The 25,039-nt window shown below is 62.2% G+C and carries 27 protein-coding genes; 14 read left to right on the top strand and 13 right to left on the bottom strand.

Annotated features, from left to right (window positions below):
* Positions 1 to 47 precede the first annotated feature (47 nt).
* A complete protein-coding gene (locus AC0V6T_RS13745; protein WP_486127758.1) occupies positions 48 to 311 on the top strand; it encodes a hypothetical protein in 264 nt (87 codons plus the stop codon).
* Positions 312 to 374: 63 nt separating this feature from the next.
* On the opposite strand, the gene AC0V6T_RS13740 is transcribed toward AC0V6T_RS13745, so the two are convergent.
* The 4 genes from AC0V6T_RS13740 to AC0V6T_RS13725 are packed head-to-tail and all read right to left on the bottom strand — an operon-like array spanning position 375 to position 1,940.
* A complete protein-coding gene (locus AC0V6T_RS13740; RefSeq protein ID WP_486127756.1) occupies positions 375 to 566 on the bottom strand; it encodes a helix-turn-helix transcriptional regulator in 192 nt (63 codons plus the stop codon).
* Positions 563 to 1,162, bottom strand: a complete 600-nt coding sequence (locus AC0V6T_RS13735) for a hypothetical protein (RefSeq protein ID WP_486127754.1) — start codon at positions 1,160 to 1,162, stop codon at positions 563 to 565. Before AC0V6T_RS13735 ends, AC0V6T_RS13740 begins: the two co-directional genes overlap by 4 nt.
* Positions 1,159 to 1,767 (bottom strand): hypothetical protein, encoded by a 609-nt coding sequence (locus AC0V6T_RS13730; RefSeq protein WP_486127752.1) that lies wholly within the window; start codon positions 1,765 to 1,767, stop codon positions 1,159 to 1,161. The genes AC0V6T_RS13735 and AC0V6T_RS13730 overlap by 4 nt, the downstream gene beginning before the upstream one ends.
* Complete coding sequence (locus AC0V6T_RS13725; protein WP_007165874.1) at positions 1,764 to 1,940, bottom strand: hypothetical protein; 177 nt, start codon at positions 1,938 to 1,940, stop codon at positions 1,764 to 1,766. The genes AC0V6T_RS13730 and AC0V6T_RS13725 overlap by 4 nt, the downstream gene beginning before the upstream one ends.
* A gap of 355 nt (positions 1,941 to 2,295) precedes the next feature.
* On the opposite strand from AC0V6T_RS13725, the gene thrS reads away from it, so the two are divergent.
* The 3 genes from thrS to AC0V6T_RS13710 are packed head-to-tail and all read left to right on the top strand — an operon-like array spanning position 2,296 to position 5,813.
* The gene (gene thrS / locus AC0V6T_RS13720; RefSeq protein WP_486127750.1) at positions 2,296 to 4,311 is read left to right on the top strand and encodes a threonine--tRNA ligase; all 2,016 of its coding nucleotides are present in this window, start codon (positions 2,296 to 2,298) and stop codon (positions 4,309 to 4,311) included.
* A gap of 3 nt (positions 4,312 to 4,314) precedes the next feature.
* Positions 4,315 to 5,070, top strand: coding sequence for a TSUP family transporter (locus AC0V6T_RS13715; protein ID WP_486127748.1), 756 nt, complete (start codon positions 4,315 to 4,317; stop codon positions 5,068 to 5,070).
* A gap of 8 nt (positions 5,071 to 5,078) precedes the next feature.
* Positions 5,079 to 5,813, top strand: coding sequence for a sulfite exporter TauE/SafE family protein (locus AC0V6T_RS13710; protein WP_486127746.1), 735 nt, complete (start codon positions 5,079 to 5,081; stop codon positions 5,811 to 5,813).
* Here AC0V6T_RS13710 and AC0V6T_RS13705 read toward each other — a convergent pair.
* The 3 genes from AC0V6T_RS13705 to AC0V6T_RS13695 are packed head-to-tail and all read right to left on the bottom strand — an operon-like array spanning position 5,810 to position 8,690.
* On the bottom strand, positions 5,810 to 5,944 hold the full coding sequence (locus AC0V6T_RS13705; RefSeq protein ID WP_486127744.1) for a hypothetical protein: 135 nt from the start codon (positions 5,942 to 5,944) through the stop codon (positions 5,810 to 5,812). The two genes, AC0V6T_RS13710 and AC0V6T_RS13705, sit on opposite strands and share 4 nt — an antisense overlap.
* Before the next feature lie 43 nt (positions 5,945 to 5,987).
* The gene (locus AC0V6T_RS13700; RefSeq protein ID WP_486127742.1) at positions 5,988 to 6,968 is read right to left on the bottom strand and encodes an agmatine deiminase family protein; all 981 of its coding nucleotides are present in this window, start codon (positions 6,966 to 6,968) and stop codon (positions 5,988 to 5,990) included.
* 27 nt (positions 6,969 to 6,995) lie between these two features.
* A complete protein-coding gene (locus AC0V6T_RS13695) occupies positions 6,996 to 8,690 on the bottom strand; it encodes a M28 family metallopeptidase (protein ID WP_486127740.1) in 1,695 nt (564 codons plus the stop codon).
* 115 nt (positions 8,691 to 8,805) lie between these two features.
* On the opposite strand from AC0V6T_RS13695, the gene glnE reads away from it, so the two are divergent.
* The 8 genes from glnE to AC0V6T_RS13655 all read left to right on the top strand — a co-directional run bounded on the left by glnE (position 8,806) and on the right by AC0V6T_RS13655 (position 19,826).
* Positions 8,806 to 11,523, top strand: coding sequence for a bifunctional [glutamate--ammonia ligase]-adenylyl-L-tyrosine phosphorylase/[glutamate--ammonia-ligase] adenylyltransferase (gene glnE / locus AC0V6T_RS13690; protein ID WP_486127738.1), 2,718 nt, complete (start codon positions 8,806 to 8,808; stop codon positions 11,521 to 11,523).
* Positions 11,523 to 11,996, top strand: a complete 474-nt coding sequence (locus AC0V6T_RS13685) for a peroxiredoxin (protein WP_486127736.1) — start codon at positions 11,523 to 11,525, stop codon at positions 11,994 to 11,996. The genes glnE and AC0V6T_RS13685 overlap by 1 nt, the downstream gene beginning before the upstream one ends.
* A 5-nt stretch (positions 11,997 to 12,001) precedes the next feature.
* Positions 12,002 to 12,793 (top strand): ferritin-like domain-containing protein, encoded by a 792-nt coding sequence (locus tag AC0V6T_RS13680; RefSeq protein ID WP_486127734.1) that lies wholly within the window; start codon positions 12,002 to 12,004, stop codon positions 12,791 to 12,793.
* A 110-nt stretch (positions 12,794 to 12,903) separates the two neighbouring features.
* Complete coding sequence (locus AC0V6T_RS13675; RefSeq protein WP_007165885.1) at positions 12,904 to 13,689, top strand: M23 family metallopeptidase; 786 nt, start codon at positions 12,904 to 12,906, stop codon at positions 13,687 to 13,689.
* A 252-nt stretch (positions 13,690 to 13,941) separates the two neighbouring features.
* Entirely contained in the window at positions 13,942 to 15,486 is a 1,545-nt protein-coding gene (locus AC0V6T_RS13670; protein ID WP_486128611.1) for an acyl-CoA synthetase, read from the top strand.
* Positions 15,483 to 16,772, top strand: coding sequence for a cytochrome P450 (locus AC0V6T_RS13665; RefSeq protein WP_486127731.1), 1,290 nt, complete (start codon positions 15,483 to 15,485; stop codon positions 16,770 to 16,772). The genes AC0V6T_RS13670 and AC0V6T_RS13665 overlap by 4 nt, the downstream gene beginning before the upstream one ends.
* A gap of 561 nt (positions 16,773 to 17,333) precedes the next feature.
* Positions 17,334 to 17,972 carry an OB-fold-containig protein gene (locus AC0V6T_RS13660; protein WP_486127729.1) on the top strand — a complete coding sequence of 213 codons (639 nt, stop codon included), beginning with the start codon at positions 17,334 to 17,336 and terminating at the stop codon, positions 17,970 to 17,972.
* Positions 17,973 to 18,056: 84 nt separating this feature from the next.
* Positions 18,057 to 19,826, top strand: coding sequence for a flotillin family protein (locus tag AC0V6T_RS13655; RefSeq protein WP_486127727.1), 1,770 nt, complete (start codon positions 18,057 to 18,059; stop codon positions 19,824 to 19,826).
* 62 nt (positions 19,827 to 19,888) lie between these two features.
* On the opposite strand, the gene galU is transcribed toward AC0V6T_RS13655, so the two are convergent.
* Entirely contained in the window at positions 19,889 to 20,767 is an 879-nt protein-coding gene (gene galU / locus AC0V6T_RS13650) for a UTP--glucose-1-phosphate uridylyltransferase GalU (protein ID WP_486127725.1), read from the bottom strand.
* A 148-nt stretch (positions 20,768 to 20,915) separates the two neighbouring features.
* Between galU and murA the strand changes: the two genes are divergently transcribed.
* Both murA and AC0V6T_RS13640 read left to right on the top strand, forming a co-directional pair.
* Positions 20,916 to 22,199, top strand: coding sequence for a UDP-N-acetylglucosamine 1-carboxyvinyltransferase (gene murA / locus AC0V6T_RS13645; protein WP_007165891.1), 1,284 nt, complete (start codon positions 20,916 to 20,918; stop codon positions 22,197 to 22,199).
* Between the two features lie 75 nt (positions 22,200 to 22,274).
* Positions 22,275 to 22,502: a hypothetical protein gene (locus AC0V6T_RS13640; protein WP_486127723.1), complete on the top strand. Its 228-nt coding sequence runs from the start codon at positions 22,275 to 22,277 to the stop codon at positions 22,500 to 22,502.
* Here the strand turns inward: AC0V6T_RS13640 and AC0V6T_RS13635 are convergent.
* From AC0V6T_RS13635 to phbB, 5 genes are all read right to left on the bottom strand, one after another.
* On the bottom strand, positions 22,499 to 22,765 hold the full coding sequence (locus AC0V6T_RS13635) for a ribbon-helix-helix domain-containing protein (RefSeq protein ID WP_486127721.1): 267 nt from the start codon (positions 22,763 to 22,765) through the stop codon (positions 22,499 to 22,501). The genes AC0V6T_RS13640 and AC0V6T_RS13635 overlap by 4 nt on opposite strands.
* The gene (locus AC0V6T_RS13630; RefSeq protein WP_486127719.1) at positions 22,762 to 22,980 is read right to left on the bottom strand and encodes a DUF2805 domain-containing protein; all 219 of its coding nucleotides are present in this window, start codon (positions 22,978 to 22,980) and stop codon (positions 22,762 to 22,764) included. Before AC0V6T_RS13630 ends, AC0V6T_RS13635 begins: the two co-directional genes overlap by 4 nt.
* A gap of 107 nt (positions 22,981 to 23,087) precedes the next feature.
* On the bottom strand, positions 23,088 to 23,732 hold the full coding sequence (locus tag AC0V6T_RS13625; RefSeq protein ID WP_486127717.1) for a PilZ domain-containing protein: 645 nt from the start codon (positions 23,730 to 23,732) through the stop codon (positions 23,088 to 23,090).
* 130 nt (positions 23,733 to 23,862) lie between these two features.
* Entirely contained in the window at positions 23,863 to 24,258 is a 396-nt protein-coding gene (locus tag AC0V6T_RS13620; protein ID WP_486127715.1) for a RidA family protein, read from the bottom strand.
* A 34-nt stretch (positions 24,259 to 24,292) separates the two neighbouring features.
* Positions 24,293 to 25,015: an acetoacetyl-CoA reductase gene (gene phbB, locus AC0V6T_RS13615; RefSeq protein ID WP_486127713.1), complete on the bottom strand. Its 723-nt coding sequence runs from the start codon at positions 25,013 to 25,015 to the stop codon at positions 24,293 to 24,295.
* Positions 25,016 to 25,039: the final 24 nt, after the last annotated feature.

Genomic DNA, 25,039 nt, shown 5'->3' with positions numbered 1-25,039 from the left:
ACCAATCGCGCTTCTCTTCTGTTCGCAAAGGCAGAAGGAGACATGCAATGCTTGGTAAGATTATCGGCGCCGTCGCAGGCGGCAAACTCGCAAACCAGACTAAGAATATCGGTGGAACAACAGGCGCGGTGCTTGGCGCAGCGGCGCCGTTCGTTCTGAGCCGCCTCAGCATTCCGGCCATGATCGCGCTCGGAGTGGGCGGTTATGCCATCAACCGGATACGCAAGAACAAGCAGGGTGAGGAAGAGATGCCGCAGCCCGAAGGCGAGACCGCACCCGTGGCGAGCATCCCGCAACCCGCGACTGCGTAAGCGGCAATCAGACTGAATTTTGGAAAGGGCGGCAAGTGCATTGCCGCCCTTTTCGTTTTGCGCTCAGTCTCGGCTGAAGATTTCCTCAATCGGGAGGCCGAAAACCTCGGAGATGTTGAATGCGAGGGGAAGCGACGGGTCATACCGTCCCTTCTCGATCGCGTTCACGCTCTGCCGACTAACGCCGAGCCGGTCGGCTAGATCTTGCTGGCTCCAGTCCAGCTCGGCGCGAAGGACCTTGAGGCGGTTGTTCATCGGATCTCACCGAATGTGCCGTATTTGATCTTGTTTGCGACCGCGCCGATGGCGATGCCGACGCACCAGATCGTGGGCCACCAGAACGCGGCGACCGATTCGACAATGTTGTAGGTCTCAAGGAAGCCCCATACTGCTGCGAGCGTAAATGCAATGCCGGTGGCGATCAGGCCCTGCCGCACGTAAAGCAGACGGTAGAACTCGTCCTTTTCCTCGACAATCAGCGCGCCGAAAATCCAGATAACACCTGCAAAGGAAAGGCCCGGTAAGAGCGCGATCAGTACGGCGAGCGGCCCCGTCACCCCGCGGTCTTCAATGAAGTGTTCGGCCATGAAAAGCGTGATGAGGTAAAACGCCATCGTAATCGCGATGCGCGTGAGATAGCGTTGGGCCGCAGGACCACTTCGCGCTGCACCGCGCAGTGACTTGACGAAAGCGAAGATCATCAAACTCACCGGGACAATCGCAAGGATGTAGGCGGTCGTGGTGTTGATGGCGTTGGACTTCCAAAGGAACAGGAGCGCCAGCGCGCTGAGTACCGAAGAGACCGCGGCAACCAAGCACCGGTTTACGGCCTTGCTGTTTTGCTTGGTCATTCGTCGTCTCCTTGCGACCGTTCATTTCTCGAGATCACGACCTGGCCGATGCCAAGGCCGATGGCGAAGATCGGAACGACCCACCAGGCCCACACATGCGGTGCGACGCCAAAGGTCTCCATGAAGCCCCACACGGTTCCAGCCACCAACACGAAACCGAGGCCGATCATGGCCGACAGGCTGGCGCGGTGGCGCAGATATTCGTCGGTTTCTTCTGTGAGGTAACGCCCCATCGCCCACACCATTGCGAGCGCAGGAATGGTCGGAAGGAGTGCTGCTACAAAGGCGAGCGGCCTGCTGAGCTCGGCGTTATTGTAAAGCCCAACCCCGCACATGACCCCAGCGGCATAAGCCATGCTCGCGACAAGCATCCGCTTGTTGTAGGTCCGCATCGCTTCGCTGCCATAAACCTGCACCTCGACCGGGTTCCTGATGGTTCGCACCACCTGAATGGCGAGGGCGAGCGGCACGATCATGAGTCCTGCGGCAAGCCCGGTCCCGATCGCGCCGGCAGATGCCAGAGCGAGGATCGGGGCGGCGGTGCCGATGGTCAACCCGACCCACGGGCCGGGCGTACGCCATGCATTTCCCTCTAGCTGCGTCATAGTACGCAGCTCCGCCCGCAGCTGAAGTCGCTGCTGAGCGAGCCCCATGCAGCCCCCGACAATCCGCTGATCACACCGAACGATGCGCCAGTGTTCAGGTCGATGCCAAGGCAGACGAGCGCGGCTGCGATAATGATCGCGGCCCATAGGAGAGATTTGGATTGCTCAGTCATTGGTAAAGCTTCCTTTCAACTATGGAAAGGACACTTGTCATTGTTTCGCGGTAATGTCAAGCGAGCTTTCCAAAGTGGAGCGGAGGCTTTCCGTTTTCTGGTTGCGCAACTCGCGTAATGACAATGCAACCATGGATCGCTATCTACCGGGCCATGGGCATGACGCTGACCACAACTACCACCACGACAACCTCGGTTTTCCGGGGGCGGTCGCGGCTGGGCTAGGCTCGGCGCTCTCGCCACCCGGTTTCGGGTGGCGCGGTGTCCTCCCGAAATCGCAAAAAGACTGACACACCGCCCTTCCGGTGCGAGCCTGCTTGTGGCAGGGCGCGGCGAAACGAGACGGATTTGAAGAATGACCGAATTGCTCAAGATCAGCCTGCCCGATGGATCGGTGCGCGAAATGGAAGCGGGCTCGACGCCTGCCGATGTGGCCGCCGCGATTGGGCCGGGCCTCGCCAAGGCTGCGCTCGCCGCACGTGTCGACGGCGAAGTTCGCGACCTCAACCGGCCTTTTGAGGGGGACGCTGAACTCTCATTGATTACCTCGAAGGACGAGGAAGAAGCGCTCGAACTCGCGCGCCACGATTACGCCCACGTCCTCGCCGAAGCGGTGCAGGCGCTTTATCCGGGCACGCAGATCACCTTCGGTCCTGCAACCGATGACGGCTTCTATTATGACGTGATGGCGCCCGCCTCGCGTGAGCCGTTTTCCATGGATGATCTTCCCGCGATCGAAGAGAAGATGCGCGAGATCATCAAGGCCGACAAGCCGCTGCGCCGCGAGGTCTGGTCGCGCCAGCAGCTGATCGACAAGTGGGAGAGCGAGGGCGAGAGCTTCAAGGCCGAATGGGCGAAGGAACTGCCTGAAAACGAAGAGCTGACGGTATACTGGTCGGGTGACGACTGGCTCGACATGTGCCGCGGCCCGCACCTCGCCTCGACCGGAAAGCTCGACCCGCAGGCCTTCAAGCTGATGCGGGTTGCAGGCGCATACTGGCGCGGCGACCAGCGCAATGCTCAGCTCACGCGCATCTACGGCACGGGCTGGCTTAACAAGAAGCAATTGAACGCTCACCTCCACCGGCTCGAGGAAGCCGCCAAGCGCGATCACCGCAAGCTTGGCCGCGAGATGGACCTCTTCCACCTGCAGGAGGAGGCGCATGGGAGCGTCTTCTGGCACCCTAAGGGCTATCGCATTTGGCGCGAGCTCGAGGCTTACATGCGCCGCAAGATGGACGGCGGTGGTTATCGCGAGATCAAGACGCCGCAGCTGATGGATGTGCGCCAATGGACCCAGTCCGGGCACTGGGGGAAATACGCCGAGAACATGTTCGCGGTGCCCGACATCGTACCCGACGTCGACGATAGCGGCGAAGCGGAAGCCTCGCCCAAGGTCGCCGACGATGCGGACTGGATGGCGATCAAGCCGATGAATTGCCCGGCGCACGTCCTTGTCTTCAAGCAAGGCATCACGTCCTATCGTGACTTGCCGATCCGCCTTGGCGAGATGGGCTGCTGCCACCGAAACGAACCGCATGGCGCGCTCCACGGCCTTATGCGCGTGCGCCAGTTCACGCAGGACGACGCGCACATTTTCTGCACCGAGGACCAGGTGGTTGAAGAGGTTCGCTCCTTTTGCAAGCTGGCTGCCGACGTCTACAAGGACTTCGGCTTCACCTTCGCGATCAAGCTCGCACTGCGCCCGGAGAAGCGGCTCGGTTCCGACGAGGACTGGGACAAGGCCGAGCAGGAACTGCGCGATGCCGTGCGCGAAGCCGGCATGATGAACGAGGAATACGGCTGGGAAGAACTGCCCGGCGAAGGCGCTTTCTACGCCCCCAAGCTCGAATGGCACCTTACCGACGCAATCGGGCGGACCTGGCAGGTCGGCACGATCCAGGGCGACCGCGTGCTGCCCGACCGCCTCGATGCAACTTACGTCGGCGAGGACGGGGAGAAGCATCGCCCTGTCATGCTTCACCGCGCGATCTTTGGTTCGTATGAGCGCTTTATCGGCATTTTGATCGAGCACTTCGCCGGGCGCCTGCCTTCGTGGCTCGCGCCCGTGCAGGCCGTGGTCGCGACCATCGTTTCGGATGCAGATGATTATGCGAACGAGGCAACCGCCAAGCTTCAGGCAGCTGGCATTCGCGTGGAAAGCGATCTTCGAAACGAGAAGATCAATTACAAGGTCCGCGAACACTCGCTTGCCAAGGTCCCGCACCTGCTGGTCGTCGGCAAGCGCGAGGCCGAGGAAGGCACGGTCGCCGTCCGCACGCTTGGCGAGAAAGAGCAGCGCGTGATGAGCCTCGATGAAGCCATCACCATGCTGCGCGATGCGGCGATGCCGCCCGATTTGCGCGGCTAAGTCTTGGAACTGGTCGCGGACTTTCTGGCCGGCTTCACTTCGGTCCAGATCGCGGTTGCTGTTGCGGCGACGCTCGGGGCGGCATTCATTCGCGGGCTAACGGGATTCGGCTTCGGCATATTGCTGGTGCCAATCCTCGCGCTGGCGCTGACGCCGGTTCAAGCGGTGCTCGCGATTAACATCATGGCAGGGCTGCTCGCACTCACCGAGATTCGCCTGATCTTGCGAGAAGCAGAGCGCAGCGCGCTTACGATTGGGGTGCTCGTCTTGATTACAACCGCGCCGGGACTGATCCTGCTCGATGCAACACCGCAGGATCTGGCCCGCCTGCTCATTGCGCTGATCGCGCTCTCAGCCTTCTTTGCGATCCTGCTTCCAAAGCGCGGCGCGCAACAACCGGGTGCCGCGACGACGGGAGCAGTGGGCATTTCAGCAGGCTTGCTCACCGGTTTTGCGGCCATGCCCGGCCCTCCGGTCGTGCCCTACTATGTCGGACGCGACATTCCGCGAACGACCGCGAAAGCCTCGATGATCGGCATTTTCGGCATCGCCGCGCTGGCCGGTATCGGATCGGGAGCGGCTATCGGAGTGCTCGAGTGGCGCACTTTGGTCCTTGGCTTGGCGCTCTTTCCGCTGGTCCTGTTCGGCAACTGGATTGGCAGCCTTGCGTTCGGCAAGGTCAGCGATCCGGTATGGCGCGCCTGTGTCGGAGTGGTGCTGGGAGCTGCCGCTGTCGCTGCGCTCGTCAAGCTGATTTGAGCGCGCGCATGTTCGGATTTACTCCTGAAGCGATTCTCGTTGCTGTCGCCGCAGCTATTGCGGCAGGCTTCGTGCGCGGCCTTGCAGGGTTCGGCCTCTCGGTCATTCTCGTACCTGTGCTTCAGTTGGCAATTGATCCGTCTTCGGCGGTGCTTGTGGGCATCGTCTCGCTCTTTCTGATCGGGCTAACCGACATCGGCCGCATTCGCCGCGATGCAGATAGCTCGGCTGTGCCAATTACCCTGATTGCACTTGCGGCAATGCCTCTTGGCCTATGGGCTCTGGTCGCTTTGCCGCCCGACTGGGCGCGGGTCATGATCGCAGCGGTTTCGCTGGGAGCATTCGTGCTGGTCGTCGTTCCACTCGGCAAAGTGGTCATGCCGCGCAGACCGGCCATGGCGATATCCGGCCTCGCGACCGGTTTCTTCGGAGGCTTTGCAGGGATGCCGGGGCCGGGAATGGCGCCGTTCTACCTCAGAGGCCGCCTTCCACCCGCAAGCGCACGCGCATCGATGATGGCGATTTTCGTCGTGCTCACCCCGCTCTCGGCACTTTTCTTCATCGTGCTGGGCATCGGGTCATGGCGCGAGGCTGCGCTTGCGCTCGCGCTGTTTCCCGCAGTGCTTGTCGGAGACTGGTTCGGGCACAGGGCCTATGGACACGTGACGGCGCGCCAGTGGCAGGTTTCGACGGGGTTGGTGCTGGGAGCGGCGGCTGTGGGTGCAGCGGCCAAGCTGCTTTAGAGGGGCAGCGCCTGTCCCGCGAGGATCAGCGCAGCGCCGCAACCGAGCACGATGACGCTGCTCAGCGCTTCGGCCTGACGGCGGCGCGCTTCGGCGAGTGCGGTGCGGGTGATGGCGACGGCTTTGCTCATGAAAGAGCAAACTCGCGCAAAATTCCTAACGCGGCGTTAAGTTTCAGCCTGCGGAGGGCATTTGCTGGCTCGCGCAGTGAAAGCCCCCGCCACCTGCCAGCACGGCATCGCCGGGCAATCCGACCGTGTCCCGGTCCGGGAACAGCTCGGCGATTGCTGCCACGCCTTCCTCGTCGTGTGGGGAGCCGAATGTCGGCACGACCACGAGATTCGAGGTGATTGCGAAGTTCACATAGCTTGCAGGCTCGATCATGCCGTCGCGCTCGATCAGCCCGGGCGAGGGGATCGTGACCACCTCGACCCCGAAAGCTTCTGCGCGCGCCTTGGCATCGGCATAAATCGCCGCATTGGGATCATCATCGCCCGTCGCATGCGGTACGACCAGCTGGTTCGGCCCGACAAACCGGGCGAGATTGTCGACATGGCCGTCGGTGTGATCGCACATCAATCCGTCGCCAAGCCAAAGGACGCGGTCGAAGCCGAGCATCTCCTTGACCTCAGCTTCGATTGCCTCGCGGGTCATCCCGCTGTTACGATTGGGATTGAGCAGGCATTGCTCGGTCGTCGCGACCAGCCCGGTGCCATCGCCGTCCAGCGCCCCGCCTTCGAGGATCATGGTTGAGCTTTCGACCGGCAGGCCCGTATCGCGAGCCAATTCCTCGCCGATCGTCCGATCGCCGGGCATCAGGTACTTGCCACCCCAGCCATTGAAACCGAACCTGACCGCCGACCGCGAGCCGCCGTCTGAGACAATAAGTGGTCCTGTATCGCGCAACCAAATGTCGCCGTAAGTCCGCCGCTCCAGAGTGACCTTCTCACTTACAAGGCTACTTGCACGGGCCTCGTTGTCGGCATCGCGAACCAGCAGGCGAACCTCCTGCCCGCTTTCCGCCACAGCGGAAGCGAAAGCCGCGATCTGCTCCTGTGCAGGCGTGAGCCAGCCCGGCCATTCCTCGGCCAGGTGCGGGAAACCGATCCACAGCCAGTCCTGCGGCGCCCATTCAGGAGGCATCAGTTTGGTCATGGATCGGCTTCGCTAGGTCAGTGTGGCTCAGCAGCCAGTTTCGGCGCTGGCACAGCTTTCATCACGGATGGCGCGGAATTCATCGCCATCGTTCCAGTTCGGCCAGCTGGTGCTCATCGCCATCATGCGGCCGATGCGGTAAAACAGCTGAAGGTCCTGCATCACGCCCGACCAGTCCCAGTTCTCGTCGAACTCGTCCTTCGGCCCGTGATAGCGGTCAGCGCGATATTCGGCTGCTAGCGCCGCACCCGCTTCGCGGCCACCCTCGACCAGATCCTCGCCGCCGTCGACATAAAGCATCGGCACGCCTTCTTTGGCGAATGCGAAGTGGTCGGAGCGGTAATAGTAGCCAGCTTCGGGGTTCGGATTGGGAGTGGGGGTGCGTCCGTCGGCCTCGAGCGCGGCGTTGAGGAAGTCGTCGAGCTGCGACTTGCCGGGCCCGACGACGGTCACGTCCTGCGAAGGTCCGGCAACAAGGAAAGCGTCCATGTTGATCCCGCCAACGGTCTGGTCCAGCGGGAAGACCGGGTTCGACGCGTAGTAATAGGCGCCGAGCAGGCCCGATTCCTCTGCGGTGACAGCGAGGAAGACGAGGCTGCGACGCGGCGCGCCCGCTTTCACATGCGCCTCTGCAAGCGCAACGAGCGCAGCCGTACCGGTCGCGTTGTCGACCGCGCCGTTGCAGATGTCGTCGCCATCAGGAGCAGGCGTGCAGCGACCAAGGTGGTCCCAGTGCGCGGTGTGGATGATGTATTCATCGGGCGCTTCTGATCCGGGCAGTACACCGATTACGTTCTGCGAGCTGAAGGTGCGGAAATCGTTTTCGAAGCTGGTCGATGCGGTCATGCCGAGCTCGACCGCCTTGAAGTCTTCGGTCTTCGCAGCTGCGGACAGCTCGTCGAGGTCCTGTCCAGCGGCGGCGAGGATCTCGCGCGCAACGTCCTTCTGGACCCAGCCATTCATCTTGGTCAGCGGCGGCGGGTTGTCGCCGCGTGCGGCATAGGCCTGCGGGCCCGACCACGAACTTTCAACGACATTCCAGCCATAGCTTGCAGGCTCGGTGTCGTGGACGATGATCGCGGCTGCCGCACCCTGGCGCGCGGCTTCCTCATACTTGTAGGTCCAGCGCCCGTAGAACGTCATCGCGCGGCCGTTGAAGGTGCCTTCAAGCCCTTCGGTTTCGTAGTCGGGATCGTTGACGAGGATCACGACCGTCTTGCCGGTGACATCGACGCCCTCATAGTCGTTCCAGCCACGCTCGGGCGCGTTGATGCCGTATCCGACGAAGACCATCTCGCTGTTCGCAAGCTGCGTGCGAGCCTCTTCCTGATAAGTAACGCCGACCCATTCAGCACCGAAATCGTAAACGAGATCGGTCTCGCCATTGGTGATGGTAAGCGGGGCGAAGTTCTTGCCGGTGATCTCGATCAGCGGGACTTCCTGCACCCAGCTGTCGCCATTGCCGGGCTGGAGGCCTGCAGCTTCGAAGCGCTCGGTGAGCAGGGCGACGGTCAGTTCCTCGCCCTTGGTTCCGGGCATACGGCCCTCGAATTCATCGCTCGAAAGTTCGCGGGTGATGTCGACCATGGTGGCCTGCGAAATGTCTCCGGCTTCCACTTCGGGGATGTCGAGCGCGGGCGTTTCCTCGCCTGTACCCATCATCGCGTCGCAGCCCGCGAGCGCCAGTGCAGCAGCGCCGAGCGCCATTGCCCGTCTAATCATCGAAATTTCCTCTCTCGCATTCGAATGACGTGTCTGTGAGCGCGGCTTGTTGCAGAGCGCGCGGTGCCTAGCAAGCGGCTTGCGCCGCCGCAGGCGTGCGGCCAAAGGATTGCGCATGGCAGAGCCCGACTGGACCGGAGCGATCGAACGCGCGCGCGAATACGCGCCCTTCCTTGCACGTTCGCTCGACCGTCAGGGGGATCTTGCGAAGTTGCTCGCCGATGGTCAGGGCGAAGCCGCGCTGGAATGGGCGAGGGCGCGCGGGGATCACGATGATGTCGACATCGCGCTTCGCCGCCATCGGCTCGGCCTCGCAACGGCGCTGGCTATTGGCGATCTCGCAGGCGCCTTTCCGCTCGCGCGTGTGATGGGCGAACTCAGCCATTTCGCCGATCACGCGCTCGACAAAGCGATCCGCGCCGCAATTGTCGAGCGCACCGGCGAAGATAGAAGCGATGGCATGATTGCGCTTGCGCTGGGCAAGCAGGGGGCAGGCGAGCTCAACTACTCTTCTGACATCGACCCGATCCTTCTCTACGATCCGCAAACCCTCCCGCGCCGCGAGAGCGATGATCCCGGCGAGGTAGCCCAAAGATATGCGCGGCGGATCATCAAGGTCCTCTCCGACAACACGCCGGAGGGATATGTGCTGCGGGTCGATTTGAGGCTTCGCCCCGCAGCCGAGATCAGCCCGCTCGTCGTCCCGCGCAGCTCGGCGCTCACGCATTATCAGGGACAGGCGCTCGCATGGGAACGCGCCGCCTTCGTGCGCGCCCGCGCCGCGGCAGGTGACATCGAGGCGGGCCGAAAATTCCTCGCCGAGATTGCGCCCTTCGTGTGGAGGCAAGCTCTCGATTTTGGAGCAATCGAGGAAATCCGCGACCTCACCTTGCGCATCCGGCAAAGCTACGACGGTCCCAAGCGTCCTAGACCGGGCTTCGACATCAAGCGCGGGCGCGGCGGCATTCGTGAGATCGAATTTTTCGCCCAGACGCACCAGTTGATCCACGGCGGGCGAGACCCTTCCTTGCGCGTCAGAGGCACGCGCGAGGCGCTCGACGCGTTGGCGGCTGCGGGTCGTATCGAGCACGATCAAGCAAGGGTGCTCGGCGAGGGCTATGATCGCCTACGCGAAATCGAACACCGCCTCCAGATGGTGAACGACCGCCAGACCCATTCGCTCCCCGAAGCAGGGGCGCTTGACGGTGTCGCGCGGCTCGACGCGATCGAAAGCGGTGCGATACTGGTCGAGGAACTGGTCGAACTGACCGAGCGAACCGGAGCGATCTACGAGGAGCTGATCGGCGAAGAGCAGCGTACTGTAGCGAGCGCGCCTCCACCGACCGAGCGCGCCGCCGCACTCGAAGCTCTCGGCTTCGACAATCCGGAGAGCCTGGCTGCGCGGATCGAGGAATGGCGCGATGGCCGCTATGCCGCGATCCGCAGCCCGCAGGCGCTCGAGGCATTCGACCGCATGCTGCCTGGCCTGCTCAAGGCAATTGCCAAGAGCGACGATCCCGAGCGCGCGCTTGCGCGGTGGCAGGGCATCCTTGAGCGCACGACTTCGGCTATCCGACTGTTCCGATTGCTCGCCGCCGAGCCGGACGTGCTCGAACGGCTTGTCGCAGCGCTGACGCTCTCACCGATTCTGGCGGATGAGCTTGCAAGGCGGCCCGAAACGCTCGACGTGCTGATCGACCGCGAGCCGATCGATTTCGAGCATCTGTTCGAGACGACGCTGGAAGAAATGCGCCGGGGACCTGAGCGCGACGACTACGAAGCGCAACTCGATTGCATCCGCCACATAACCAGCGAGGCGCGCTTCACATTAGGCGTCGGCCTCATCACTGCCGAATACAAGCCCTCGCAAATCGGCGCCGCGCTGTCAGACACGGCCGAAGCCGCGATCAACGTCGCGCGCGAAGCTGCGGCGCGCGAATTCGCACGAAGGCACGGGCAGATCGACGAGAGCGAATTGGTCATTGTCGGCCTCGGAAGGCTCGGCGGCGGCGCTCTCACGCATGCCTCGGACCTCGACATGATCTACCTGTTCACAGGCGAATTTTCCGATCAGTCCGACGGAGAGAAGCCGCTGGGCGCGACGCTCTATTACAACCGCCTTTCGAGCAAAGTCAGCGCTGCTCTCTCGGTACCGACCGCGCAGGGCGTGCTCTACGAGGTCGACACGAGGCTGCGTCCGCAAGGCAATCAGGGACCGCTCGCCGTGTCGGTCGAAGCCTTTGCCAAGTATCAGCGCGAGAGCGCGTGGACCTGGGAGCATATGGCAATCAACCGCGCTCGCGTGCTGGCAGGGTCTGACAGCGCCCGCGCGCAAGTCGACGCCGTTATTGCCGAGGTGCAATGTCAGGAGCGCGATCCCGCGAGCTTGCGAAAAGACGTGCTCAAGATGCGCGCCGATATCGCGCAGCATAAACCGGCGCGCGGCAATCTTGACGTCAAGCTGCTGCGTGGAGGTCTCGTCGATGTCGAGTTTCTCGTCCACTTCCTGCAACTGCGCCACGCGGCTGAACTGGCGGCTGAGAACCCGGACATGCTCGCACCCGACTTTGCCAAGGCAATTCCTGCAATGATGCGGGCTGGACTAGTCGGAGAGGACCTGTGGCCTTCCTACGATCTCATGACCGATCTGTTGGTTGCTGGCCGCCTGCTCGCTCCCGATGGCTCAAAGCCCCCACCCGCCGCCGCAAAAGCGCTTGCACGAGCGTGTCAGTGCGATAGCTACGCGGACCTCGAAGCCCGGCTCGATCAGGCGCGCGCGGTTGTCGCGTGCAGCTGGGCGCAAAGTTTCGAACAGACATTGGAGCTGGATTGATGAGCGATTTACCCCAGGCAGGCGACCCGATGCCCGATATCGAAATGGGCACTCCCGATGGCGGGACCGTCAAGCCGTCCGATTTCAAAGGCAAGAAGCTTGTCGTGTTCTTTTATCCCAAGGACAACACGCCCGGCTGCACCACCGAGGCGAAGGACTTCACCGCGCTCAAGCCTGAATTCGACAAGGCAGGCGTCGAGCTTCTTGGCGTCAGCAAGGATTCGGCCAAGAAGCACCAGAACTTCATCGCCAAGCACGACCTGACCACACCGCTTGCGACCGACTCGGAAGAAGACGGCCTGTCCGATGCTCTCGGCATCTGGACCGAGAAGAAGATGTACGGAAAGACTTTCATGGGCATGGTCCGCACGACATACCTCGTCGATGCCGACGGCAAGATCGTTCAGGTCTGGAACAAGGTGAAGGTCAAGGGCCACGCAGAGGAAGTGCTGGCGGCTGCCAAAGCGCTCTGACCTCTATGCAAAGTGTCGCTTCGGCCATTCGGGCCGCGCTCCTGACCGGGGAGCCGCGCGCCAAGTGCTTCGCCACGCGCGATGTCGCGCGCCGCTGGCGCAAGGGTGCGTTGGCGTTCGAATTTGACGTCACGATGCCATCGCAGCCCGCCCGGCCCGAACGGCCTGAGCTGCTTGCGCCAAACCGAATGCCCAAGCGCGGCAAGTTCGGATCGGAGCGCGGGCGAATCGCCCTGTGGCATAGTCTTGCCCATATCGAATTCGTCGCGATTGACCTCGCGCTCGATATGGCAGGGCGATTCGGCGAGCAGATGGGAGAGGAATTCGTATCGGACTTCCTCTCGGTTGCGGCAGACGAAGCGATGCATTTCGCACTGCTGGCACGCAAGCTTGAACGCCTCGGCAGTAATTACGGGGCGCTCCCGGCACATGGCGGCTTATGGCAGGCGGCGCACGACACGCGCCACGACGTCGCTGCGCGTCTTGCGGTGGTTCCCATGGTGCTCGAAGCACGCGGACTTGACGTCACGCCTGCAACTCTTGAGCGCGTCCGGGCCGCAGGCGACGAGCACGGCGCAAGAATCCTCGCCCGCATCCTTGACGACGAAATTCGTCATGTGGGCTTTGGCACCAAGCACTTTTTGAAAGTTGTCGAATCTAGCGGCCAAGTGCCGTCCGAAGCATGGAAAACGCTGGTAAGCGCCCACTTTCGCGGGCCCATTAAACCACCGTTCAACGACTCAGCGCGTCTTGCAGCCGGTCTATCGCGAGACTTTTATGAAGATGTTGCGAATTAACGAATCGCACCGATAACTGACCCCGCACCAAGGCGCAGAGTTCGCCATTACAAAATTGCATACGCTTCCGGGATCGCGAAGGTTCCGTCAAAAACAAAAAAAGTTCGCGTGTGCTTCAGACCAATGGCGAGAACGCCAGTCAGGACCGGGTCATTATGATTTCGCGCATTTCGCGACCAGTTTCCAAGATCGCCGCCGCTTTTTGCGCCGCCGCGGGCTTGATGGCAGCAAGCCCTGCCCTTGCAAACACTTCCACCAATGCAGCAGCAGCCGACATGGCAGAGCCCGCGCTCGAAGCGCAGGATGAAGGTCTTGCCAGCAACGACGAACGCTTCACCGAGCTGTTCGCGAGCTGGTCGGCTCTCGACAACAAGGGCCCGCAGGCATCCGGCGTTGCGCCCACGGTGCTCGAACGCTCGACTGTTTCGATTCCGTCGCGCATGCCGCTCGAAGGCGCGCGCCTCAGCAGCGGATACGGAATGCGCAACCACCCGGTTCTGCGCCGTCGCCGCGCTCACAAGGGCGTCGATCTTTCAGCTCCGACCGGTACGCCGATTTACGCAACCGCTGACGGCATCGTTGGCCGCGCGGACTGGTTCTCGAGCTACGGTCTTTACATAAGCATCGACCACGGCGCCGACCTTGAAACGCGCTATGCGCACATGTCGCGCCTCGCGGTCGCTGCTGGCGACCGGGTCAAGAAGGGCGACGTGATTGGCTATGTCGGTTCGACCGGCCGCTCGACCGGCCCGCACCTCCATTACGAGGTCCGAGTAGATGGGGTTGCGGTTAATCCAATTCCCTATATGGTGGAGACCGAAGAGCAGATCCAGATGGCCGAGGAGCGCAGCGACATGCTTCCGGGACGCCGCCGGGTCGGCGTTGGCGGCCCCTAAGCCGCTCTGAACAGATTGCCCGCCTGGAAGCGGGTCGGACATTGGAGAGGGTGTCCGAGTATAGGCGGCGGGTTTTCCCGCCGCCTTTTTTTGCGCGTTCGGCAGGCCCGTGGTGCGCCTTCGTTCAGTCTCCTTCTTGCAACCGATTTCGCTTGAGTGGCTCTGCCGCCTCGTTAATCTCCTGCTCGAGAGAGAAGCGCTGCCCTTCGTCCCCACGCGGGCGCGGCGCTGCAAATGGGAGAGAACATGAGCATGCATCCGATCGCGCACGCCGCGAACCGTCCTGATCATCCGGCAGTCATCATGGCCGGCAGCGGCGAGCAGATGACCTTTAAGCAAATGGACGAAGCTGCCAACCGCTTCGCCCAATTGCTGCGCGCTAGGGGGCTTGGCGAGGGCGATGCGTTTGCGGTCCTGCTTGAGAACCGGATCGAGTTCTTCACCCTCATCTGGGGCTCGCAGCGTTCGGGCACGATGCTTGTGCCGATCTCTACCCGCCTGACTGCGCCCGAGGTCGCTTACATCATCAAGGATGCCGAGGCGAAGATCCTCATCACCTCGACCCACTATGCCGACGTGCTCGAAGGTGTTCGCGAAGAGCTTCCTGACCTCGAAGTCCTTATCGCCGATGGTGGCGGGGACGAGGACTTCGCAAGCGCGCTCGACGCTCAGCCAACCGATCCAATCGATGACCAGAGCGCGGGCGTCGTCATGCTATATTCCTCGGGCACGACAGGGCGGCCCAAGGGTATTCGCCCCGCCCCTCCCGAGGATCCCGATGTGCAGGCGGCGGTCCCGCTCATGGGGCTCGCGATCATGGGCGCCGGCATGCCGACCGATGGCTCGATGGTCTATCTCTCCCCCGCCCCGCTCTATCACGCAGCCCCCATCGGCTGGGCTTCGACAGTTCACCGGCTTGGCGGGACCGTGGTGGTGATGGAGAAGTTCGAACCCGAGACTGCGCTCAAGGCGATAGAGACCTACAAGATCACCGACAGCCAGTGGGTGCCAACCCATTTCGTACGCTTCCTCAAGCTCGATCCCGAAATCCGTACCCGCTACGACCTCTCCAGCCATCTGCGCGCGCTGCACGCCGCAGCGCCGTGCCCGGTGCCGATCAAGCGCGAGATGATCGAGTGGTGGGGGCCGATCATCAACGAGTACTATGCAGGCTCCGAGGGTATCGGCATGACGCTGGTTAAGAGCCCCGAATGGCTCAGCCACCCCGGCAGCGTCGGTCCCGCGATCTACGGCACGCTCCACATCTGCGGGCCGGATGGCGAGGAGGTTTCGGCGGGCACCGACGGCCTCATCTACTTCGAGAACGCGCTGCTGCCGACCTATCACAACGACCCCGACAAGACGAAGGACGCCATGCATCCCAAGGGCTGGATGACGCTGGGCGATATCGGGCATGTGGACGAGGACGGGTTCCTCTATCTCACCGATCGCAAGAGCCACATGATCATCTCGGGCGGGGTCAACATCTACCCGCAAGAGATCGAGAACCTGCTGGTGACGCATGACAAGGTCATGGACGCCGCCGTTATCGGCGCACCCGATCCCGACCTTGGCGAGAAGGTGGTCGCGGTGGTGCAACCCATGACGATGGACGAGGCGGGCGAAGCGCTCGAAGAGGAGCTGCGCGATTTCCTTGCCCCGAACCTCAGCCGCGTGAAGATGCCCCGGCTCTTCGACTTCCGCCCCGAGCTTCCGCGCGAAGCGAACGGCAAGCTGTACAAGCGCGAGCTTCGCGACGAGTTCGCGGCCAAGGCGGCAGAGAGCGCCGAGGCGTGAGCGAGCCTGCCGTCCTCGCCCATGACGATGCGCGCGCGGTCATCGCGCCGGAGAGCTATGCGAGGTGGGACCCGCTGCTCGACCTGTTCGACCGGCTTCGCGAGGAGAGCCCGGTCGCAAAGATCGTCGCCGAGGATGACAGCTTCGAGCCCTTCTGGCTCGTCACCCGATACGAAGACGTGATGCGCATCTCGAAGGACAACGCGACCTTCCTCAACAATCCGCGCCCGGTCGTCTTCTCCACCCGTCAGGCGACCGAGTTCAGCCGCGCGGCAACGGGGTCGGACATGCTGGTGGATTCGCTGGTGGTCTTCGATGCGCCGATCCACCCGAAATACCGCAAGCTGACGCAAGACTGGTTCATGCCGCGCAACTTGAGGCAGATCGAGGACGAGATCCGCGCGCTTGCCCACCAGACGGTCGACCGCATGATCGGGGCGGGGCCCGAACTCGACTTCGTGAAGGAGGTCGCCGGGCCATACCCCTTGCGCGTCGTGATGCAGATCCTCGGCGTTCCGCCCGAGGATGAGCCGCGCATGCAGATGCTCACGCAGCAGCTGTTCGGCGGGCAGGATGCCGACCTTTCGGGCAGCGGCATTGAGAACATGTCGCCCGAGCAGGTCGTGCAGCTTGTCGCCGGGGCCGTGACCACGTTCGAGGACTACTTCGCCAAGCTTGCCGAGGAGCGGCGCGCCAATCCCACCGACGATGTGGCAAGCGTGATTGCCAACGCCACCGTCGATGGCAAGCCGCTGCCGCCGCGCGACATGGCGGGCTACTACATCATCGTGGCAACCGCCGGGCACGATACGACCAGCGCATCAACCGCGGGTGCGATGATGGCGCTGGCGAACGATCCTGCGCAGTTCGCAAAGGTGAAGGCCGACCGTTCGCTCCTCCCCGGTATCGTCGAGGAAGCGATCCGCTGGACCAGCCCGGTGCAGCACTTCATGCGCACCGCTGCCGAGGATGTCGAAGTGGGCGGGCAGCTGATCCGCAAGGGCGACTGGATGATGATCAACTATGTCGCCGCCAATCACGACCCCGCGCAGTTCGACAATCCGCGCCGCTTCGATGCCGCGCGCTCTCCCAATCGTCATCTCGCCTTCGGGGCCGGTGCGCATCAATGCCTTGGCCTGCATCTGGCGCGGCTTGAGATGCGGCTGCTCTTCGAAGCGTTGCTCGACCGGGTGGAGGCTGTGGAGCCTGCGGGCGAGGCGAGGCGCGCGAACAGCACCTTTGTCGGCGGGCTCAAGACGCTGCCAGTGAGGATCACGGCAAGCTGATTCGCAGAGGCTCTGGGACTTCGCGAAGCCGAGAAGTGGACCGCATGTTACACGGTCCAGGGGCAAAACCGTGATTGTGTCATTCTGGGCGCGCAAAGTGTCACTGTAGCGGCCAAAAGCGTCGACATCGCTCGCAAAACCGTGACCTTGTGCCGAGAAAGTGTCACCCGCTCCGACCACCTCGCGGCGCGCCGCATTTACCCTTCCAGAAGTGTTGGCGTGCGAGGGTGCCATGCACCCGGCCTATCAAGCGTCATCGATGTAGGAAAATCGCGGCAAAGCGCTGAGGGAGCCCAACTGCCTAAGCCCCCGATATGGGGAGGCGCGCGCAATATTACAAGGTATACAGACAAGATAAAGTTTTAATCACGAATTATTGCGCTGCAATATACGATTTATCTGTCTTTTTCACACAATATGTGTTAATCGACAATTCATGGGAAAAGTTTGGAAACGCTTCGCATTTAACTGCTGCGGAGCCGCGAATTCGACTATGCTGGTCGAGGGAATCGGCTGCGTTTGTAGCGCTGACGCGAGGGCTTCTTGGGAGGGAGTGCTCACATGACTTTGCTGGAACCGCACAACCTGCCTTTTGCAGGCGCTGCGATCCTCTTGATCTTCATCGCGCTCGCGCAGGTGATCGGCATGGGCGACATGTTCGACGGCGCAGACGCGGATATCGACCTCGACCTCGATGCCGACGGGCTTGAACCGACCGGGTTCTTTGCCTCGCTGGTCAGCCTGCTCGGGATTGGCCGTGTGCCATTCCTGATCTGGCTCGCCATTCTGCTGTTCGTGTTCGCCGCAATCGGCGTCGCAGGTCAGCAGACCCTTATCGAAACGATCGGCGCGCCTGCGCCCATGTGGCTCGCCGCCCCGGTGGCCGCAGCGGTCGCGCTGCCGGTGACAGGAGCGCTTACCCGTCCGCTCGCGCGCCTGCTCCCGCAGGATGAAACAAGCGCAGTGGGGCTAGACAGCCTCGTTCGCCGCGATGCCGAGATACAGATCGGCAGCGCACGCGCCGGCAGCCCCGCGCGCTCAAAGGTGATCGACCGGCACGGCCACCCGCATTTCGTCATGGTCGAACCGCATGATCCCAGCGCCATCCTGAGCGAAGGCGAGACCGTCATGCTGGTGCGCCGCGAGGGCGAGACATTTTACGCCGTTCAATACGAAAACCCGATGTTGGCCCTGAATTGATGAAAACTCACTGACGCGAACCGGGATCAATCACATGCCGCGCGCTCCCCGACAGCCAGCGCGGTTCACCAAACAGGAGGGAAAATGGAAAACTTACTCGATCTTGCAATCTGGATTGGCCTCGGCTTTCTTGTATTGCTCATCATCTTCGTCGTACTCACCAGCCTTTATCGCCGGGCATCGAAGGAAATCGCATTCGTGCGAACCGGTGTCGGCGGCGAAAAAGTCGTGATGAATGGCGGCGCGCTGGTGCTGCCGGTCTTCCACGAGACAATGCCGGTCAACATGAACACGCTGGTGCTTGCGGTCGTGCGCCGCGATGGTGAGGCGCTCATCACGCTCGATCGTCTGCGGATCGACGTGAAGGCGGAATTTTATGTCCGCGTTCGGCCCGATGCGGGCGCCATTGCGATGGCTGCGCAAACGCTGGGTATGCGCACGATGCAGCCTGAAATGCTCAAGGACCTCGTCGAAGGTAAATTCGTCGACGCGCTGCGTTCGGTCGCGGCGGGGATGAGCATGAACGAATTGCACGAACAGCGCGCCGACTTCGTTCAGAAGGTGCAGCAGGTCTCGTCGAACGATCTTGCCATGAACGGGCTGGAGCTTGAATCGGTCTCGCTCACCGGTCTCGACCAGACCAGTATCGAGCACTTCAACGCCAACAACGCCTTCGATGCCGAGGGTCTGACCAAGCTCACCGAACAGATCGAGGCGCGCAAGAAGCTGCGTAACGATATCGAGCAGGACACGCGCGTGCAGATGGAGACGAAGAACCTCGAGGCCGATCAGCGTTCGTTCGAGATCGGGCGTGACACTGAATATGCCCGCCTTCAGCAGGAGCGTGAGGTCGAGGTGCGCAGGGCTTCGCAGACGTCTGAAATCGCCCGCGAACAGGCAGAGCGCCAGCGCGAAGCCGACGCTGCCCGGATCGAGGCGAAAAAGCAGGTCGACGCGCAGCAGATCGAGGCGGATCGCCTCGTCGAAGAAGCCCGCATCGATCAACAGCGCGCTCTCGAAATCGCCCGTCAGGAACAGCAGATCGCTGTCCAGAACAAGTCGCGCGAGGAAAGCCAGGCCAAGGCCGAAGCAGACGCGGCCCGCGCCAAAGCCGTTGCCGCCGAAGAACAGGTCGCAACGTCCCGTGAAAGCGAGATTGCCGAGCGTCAGAAGAAGATCGAACTGATCGAGGCAGCCAAGCAGGCAGAACGCGACGCTATCGGCATCAAGGTCGAGGCCGAAGCTGAGAAGGATGCAGCCACCAACCGCGCCGAAGCCGCGAGGCTCGAAGCAAAGGGTGAGGCTGACGCCGAGGTGCTGCGCGCCGAAGCCGACCGCATCCGCTTCGAGGTCGAGGCAGCCGGTCAGGAAGCCATCAACGAGGCCGCGAACATCCTCTCGATGGACCAGATCAGCCTGCAGACGAAACTGGCGCTGCTCAAGGTCCTGCCAGAGGTGATCCGCGAAAGCGCGAAACCGATGGAAGCGATCGATTCGATCAAGATCGTCCAGGTCGACGGGCTCACCAACAATGGCGGCGGTTCGAACGGATCGGGCGCTGGCGGTGCAAGCGGAGGCGGCGCGTCCGGTTCTTCTGGCAACCTTGCCACCGACGCCGTGTCAGCTGCTCTCGCCTACCGCGCACAGGCGCCAGTGCTTGACGGGCTGATGAAGGAGCTCGGGCTCGACGGCTCGTCCATCGGCGGCCTTGCAAAAGGCGCAGCTGAAGGCGTGCAGCAACCTGCCAACGACAAGTCGCTGACGCAGATCATGGCCGATGTCGCAGAGCAGGTTCAGGAGGCTGAAGAGCGTCTTGGCGGCGACGATGCAGAGGCGGAAGACGCCGCCGAATAAGAACTGCCGATCTGAGGCAAACGGACGGGGCCCCCTTGTGGTGGGCCCCGTTTCGTTTTGGACTAGCCGAGAAGCTTCTGCGCCATGGCGCGCACTTCGCCGCCCATATCCTCGCGCTCGAGCGCCAGTGCGAGCGTCGCTTCCACGAACCCGAGCTTGCTGCCGCAATCGTAGCGGTTGCCGTCGAAAGTCACCGCGTGGAACGGCTGGTCGCCGATCATGCGGGCCATTGCGTCGGTCAGCTGGATCTCGCCGCCAGCGCCCTTTTCCTGGTCTTCCAGAACGCGCATCACCTCAGGCTGGAGGATGTAGCGGCCCGAGACGATCTTGTTCGAAGGCGCTTCGGCCACCGGGGGCTTTTCGACCAAGCCCGTGACTTCAGTCAGCGCCCCGTTCTGCGCGCCCGGCGCAATGACGCCGTAGCTGGAAACCTCTTCCATCGGCACTTCGAGCACGCTGATAAGGTTGCCGCCGGTCTTCTCATAGGCATCGACCATTTGCTTCATGCAGCCCGTGCCGCCTTTCTTGCCGATCATCAATTCGTCGGGAAGGAAGATCGCGAAGGGTTCATCGCCTACGATAGCGCGCGCGCACCAGATCGCGTGGCCAAGGCCGAGCGGCACCTGCTGGCGCACGGTGATGATGTCGCCCGGCGTCGCGCGCGTGGGGTCGAGCACCGACATATCCTTGCCACGCTCGCTCATCGTGTCTTCGAGTTCGTAGGCGACGTCGAAATGTTCGACGATCGCGGTCTTGCCGCGACCCGTCACGAAGATCATCTGCTCGATCCCCGCCTCGCGCGCTTCGTCCACTGCGTACTGGATCAGCGGGCGGTCGACGATCGGGAGCAATTCCTTCGGAATCGCCTTGGTTGCGGGGAGGAAGCGGGTGCCGAGCCCTGCAACGGGAAAGACTGCTTTCTTGATCGGCTTTTGCGACATGGAAATTGAACTCTCTTGCGTTTGGTGCGTTTCAAGCGTCGTCGGTCACGTGCCCTGCTCGAGTTACAAGGTCAATGGAAGGCCCACATCCGCGCCCAATGTTGCAGGTCAGTTGCGCAGACCGCCCGTTACGCTAAGGAACTGCGCCATGGACAAACTGATCATCAAGGGCGGCAATCGCCTGTCGGGCACAATTCCCATTTCCGGCGCGAAGAACGCGGCTCTCACGCTCATCCCCTGCGCGCTGTTGACCGAAGAGCCTCTGACGCTGCGCAACCTCCCTCGGCTTGCCGATATCGACGGCTTCCAGCACTTGATGACGCAGTTCGGGGTCTCGACCGAGATCCACGGCAAGCGACCCGAAGAATTCGGCCGTGTCGTCACTTTTGAAGCTTCGCGGATCACCTCAAACGTTGCTCCCTATGACCTGGTGCGCAAGATGCGGGCCTCGATCCTCGTGCTTGGCCCGATGCTCGCGCGAACGGGTGAGGCGACCGTGTCGATGCCGGGCGGTTGCGCGATCGGGAACCGCCCGATCGACCTCCACCTCAAGGCGCTCGAAGCGTTCGGCGCCGAGATTGAGCTCACCCAGGGTTACGTGAAAGCCTCTGCACCCGAAGGCGGATTGCCGGGCGGCGATTTCGACTTCCCGGTGGTCAGCGTCGGCGCGACCGAGAACGCGCTGATGGCAGCCGTCCTTGCCAACGGGACCAGCCGCCTGACCGGCGCTGCGCGCGAGCCTGAGATCGTCGACCTGTGCAACCTGCTCACCGCGATGGGCGCGGAGATCGAGGGGATCGGTACGTCCGACCTGACGATCCACGGAGTAAAGCGGCTCAATGGCGCGACCTATAAGGTCATGCCCGACCGGATCGAGGCAGGCTCCTATGCCTGCGCCGCCGCGATAACGGGCGGAGATGTTCGGCTCGAAGGCGCTCGCGCCGGCGACATGATTTCCTCGCTCGCCGCGCTTCGCAAGATCGGCATCCATGTCGAGGACGATGCCAAGGGCGTGACGATCAAGACCAACGGCGCGCTCAAGCCCGTCGACCTGACAACCGCTCCGTTCCCCGGTCTTGCCACCGACATGCAGGCCCAGCTGATGAGCCTGCTTTGCAAGGCGGAGGGCACGAGCGTCCTCACCGAAACGATCTTCGAAAACCGCTTCATGCACGTGCCTGAACTGGCTCGCATGGGCGCGGACATCTCGACCGAGGGGCGCACCGCAATCGTCAAGGGACCTGCCGACCTTACTGGCGCAGAAGTCATGGCGACCGACCTTCGCGCGTCGATGAGCCTCATCATCGCAGCGCTTGCCGCCGAAGGCGAAACGCAGGTGCGGCGCATCTATCACCTCGATCGCGGTTATGAGCGGCTGGAAGAAAAGCTCCAGCTGGTCGGCGCCGACATCGAGCGCGTCGGCGATGACTGATCGAATGCGCTAGAATTGGAACTTTCCGGAGCGGCTGCGACTTCATTTGAGTGAACACTCAATTGGAGAACTCCCATGCTCGTACAACTCGCAGTCCTCGGCGCGGTCGGCTTTGCCGGCTACAAGCTCTACCAGAAGTCAAAGGTCGACGAGAACGGCGTTGCCTTCGCTGACGGTGAACCCAATGGCGCGTTTCGCAACGCTGGCGCAGAGGCGACCGGCACCAAGGACGACACGATGACCAAGCAGGACGAAGCGCTCGATGCGACCTATCCTGCGAGCGATGCTACCGCGAAGTACTAAAAGCGGCGCGCGCCTTTTGGCGCGTTCGTCACCAGCCATACCCTGATCGCGCTGGCGAGGCCGGGCGGCGTGTCCGATGCGATCCGCTCGGCATCAATCTTTGCGACAAGGGCGCTGAGCGGCATGGATTCGCGCTCGGCCGCCTCTTTGAGCATGTCCCAGAACAAGGGCTCGAGACTGATCGACGTCTTGTGTCCGGCAATCGCGACCGAGCGTTTGACCGGCGGGTGATAGTGCGGGGCCTGAGGGTCGTCGCTGCTCACTTGTAATGCTCGCGCCGATCCGAAAAGGTGCGAACGCGCTTGCGCCATGCGCGGTAGCTTCCCGGCTTTAGCCGCGAACGCATCAACGCCTTCACGTCCTTCTCCCCCAAACCGAACTGATCCTCGATCTGCGAAAAGCGCACATGATCGCTCAGAGCCATTTCGACGACGGCGCTTTGCTGAGCTTCGGAAAGGGAGCGGGATTGGCTGGGCATCGGCTTGGCTGACTTCGCAAAAATCGGAAAAGAGAGACTAAGCCAAATACGTGCACGGCGCAGGAATTTATGCACCGATGATGCGAACCAAACCAGTGTGAGCGTATTCAGGCAGCGCGGGCCTTGCGCAGGAGCTTTGAAAAGCCGCTTGAGCGGGTCTTGTCGAACGGCTGAAGGTGAAGCGCGCAGCGCGCTAGTTCTTCGGTGTCGATCGCATGCTGAAACTGGATGCCGTAGCGGCCATTCTCGTTCCAGCGAACCTGAGCAAGCTGGGCAGGCAGCCCGTCGAGCTCGAATGTGATGAGCCGCCCGAGCCTGAGTTCGGCTTGGCTCGCCACTTTCGCTCCTTCGCAGGAAAGGTCCACCAACCGCGCATCGATGCGCTGGCGTGCGTCCTGAATGCGGACATTTCCGGTCATGTTGAGGCGAAGCGGGCGCGAGGGATGCGGCGATTGTTCGCGCAAGAATTCCTCGACCGTGATCTCGCCGCCGAACCGGTAGCCCGCTTGGCGCTGACCGGTCCAGACACGCTCGACCGGATAGGTCAGGTCATTGGACAACTGCAGCAGCGTGCGCTTTTCGGGCGGTACGGGGTGAGCAAAGCCAAGCCCCACGCCCAGTGAAGACACATCGCGAATAAGGCACAGATACTCGCCCGACTGGCAAACCAGCTTGGCACGGCGAAGCAGCAAGGAGGCGCGCTTTGCGGCCCTCGCTTCTTCTCCCGACCATGCCTGCTTACCGTGTTCCACGCTTGCATCCTTGGGTGTGTGGTTAAAATTCCGAGCGGAATCGTAACTATTCCTAAGTGAAGCTAGCTGAGGATACTTAATAATTTGCTAATGTGCGGCGGTGAAGGCGCTCCCTCTGCCAGGGGCAGGCTTATCCGACAGCTGTCGCTTCGATCTCGATCATGATGTCGGGATGATAAAGCGCGCTCACCCCAAGCAAGGTGGACGCAATCGTGGCGCCAGCTTTGACATGATGGGCCGTGATCGGCTCAGCCGCTTCCATGAAGGCAGGAACATCGGTGGTGTAGAAATTAAGCCTAACCAGATTGCTTGCATCCATGCCTGCCGAGGCAAGCGCATCCAACAGGTTTTGCCACGCGGAACCGTATTGCGCGACGATGTCGCCAGCGTGCAGCGGCTCGCCCTCAGGATCGCTCGCCGTCTGGCCTGAAAGGTATAAGGTGCGCGCGCCGCCCGTGACCTCGACACCGTGATTGAGCCCGAAATGTGTGAGCCACGGCGTCGGGTTGTGTGTAGACTTCTGCATGATTTCTCCCCCATTGCTGTGAGGGAGAGTACCATCAATACATGTGCTGGCCACCATTGATGCTCATGGTCGAGCCGGTCATGAACGCGCCATTCTTGCTGGTGAAGAAAGCGACGCCGCGCGCGATTTCCTCTGCCTGGCCGAGGCGGCCGACCGGGATCTTGGCGACGATCTTTTCAAGCACCGGCTCGGGCACGGCGGCGACCATGTCGGTGTCGATATAGCCCGGCGCGATTGCGTTGACGGTGACGCCGAACTTGGCGCCTTCCTGTGCGAGCGCTTTGGTAAAGCCGTGAATGCCCGACTTTGCGGCGGCGTAGTTGACCTGGCCATACTGCCCCGCCTGCCCGTTGATCGAGCCGATATTGACGATGCGGCCCCATTTCCTCTCGCGCATGCCGGGGAAGGTCGCTTTCGCCATGTTGAAGCAGCCGCCGAGATTGACGCGCATGACGTCGTTCCAGTCCTCGAAGCTCATCTTGTGAAGCGTGCCGTCGCGGGTGATGCCGGCATTGTTGATGACAATGTCGACATCGCCAAGCTCTTCGGCGACCTTGGCGCAGCCTTCGAGACAGGCCTCGTGATCGCCCACGTCCCATTTCATCGAGGGGATGCCGGTTTCTTCGGTGAAAGCGGCGGCGGCATCGTCATTGCCCCCGTAATTGGCGATGACCGTGTGGCCCTGCCGCTTGAGGCGCTGGCAGATGGCCTCCCCGATACCGCGCGTTCCCCCGGTGACAATTGCTACCCGGCCCATAATCCCACTCCCTGATTTTGTCTG

This window comes from Erythrobacter sp. S158, from assembly GCF_057364915.1.
The sequence above is the reverse complement of the archived record's forward strand: the minus strand, read 5'-3'. Positions and strand labels throughout refer to the sequence as shown.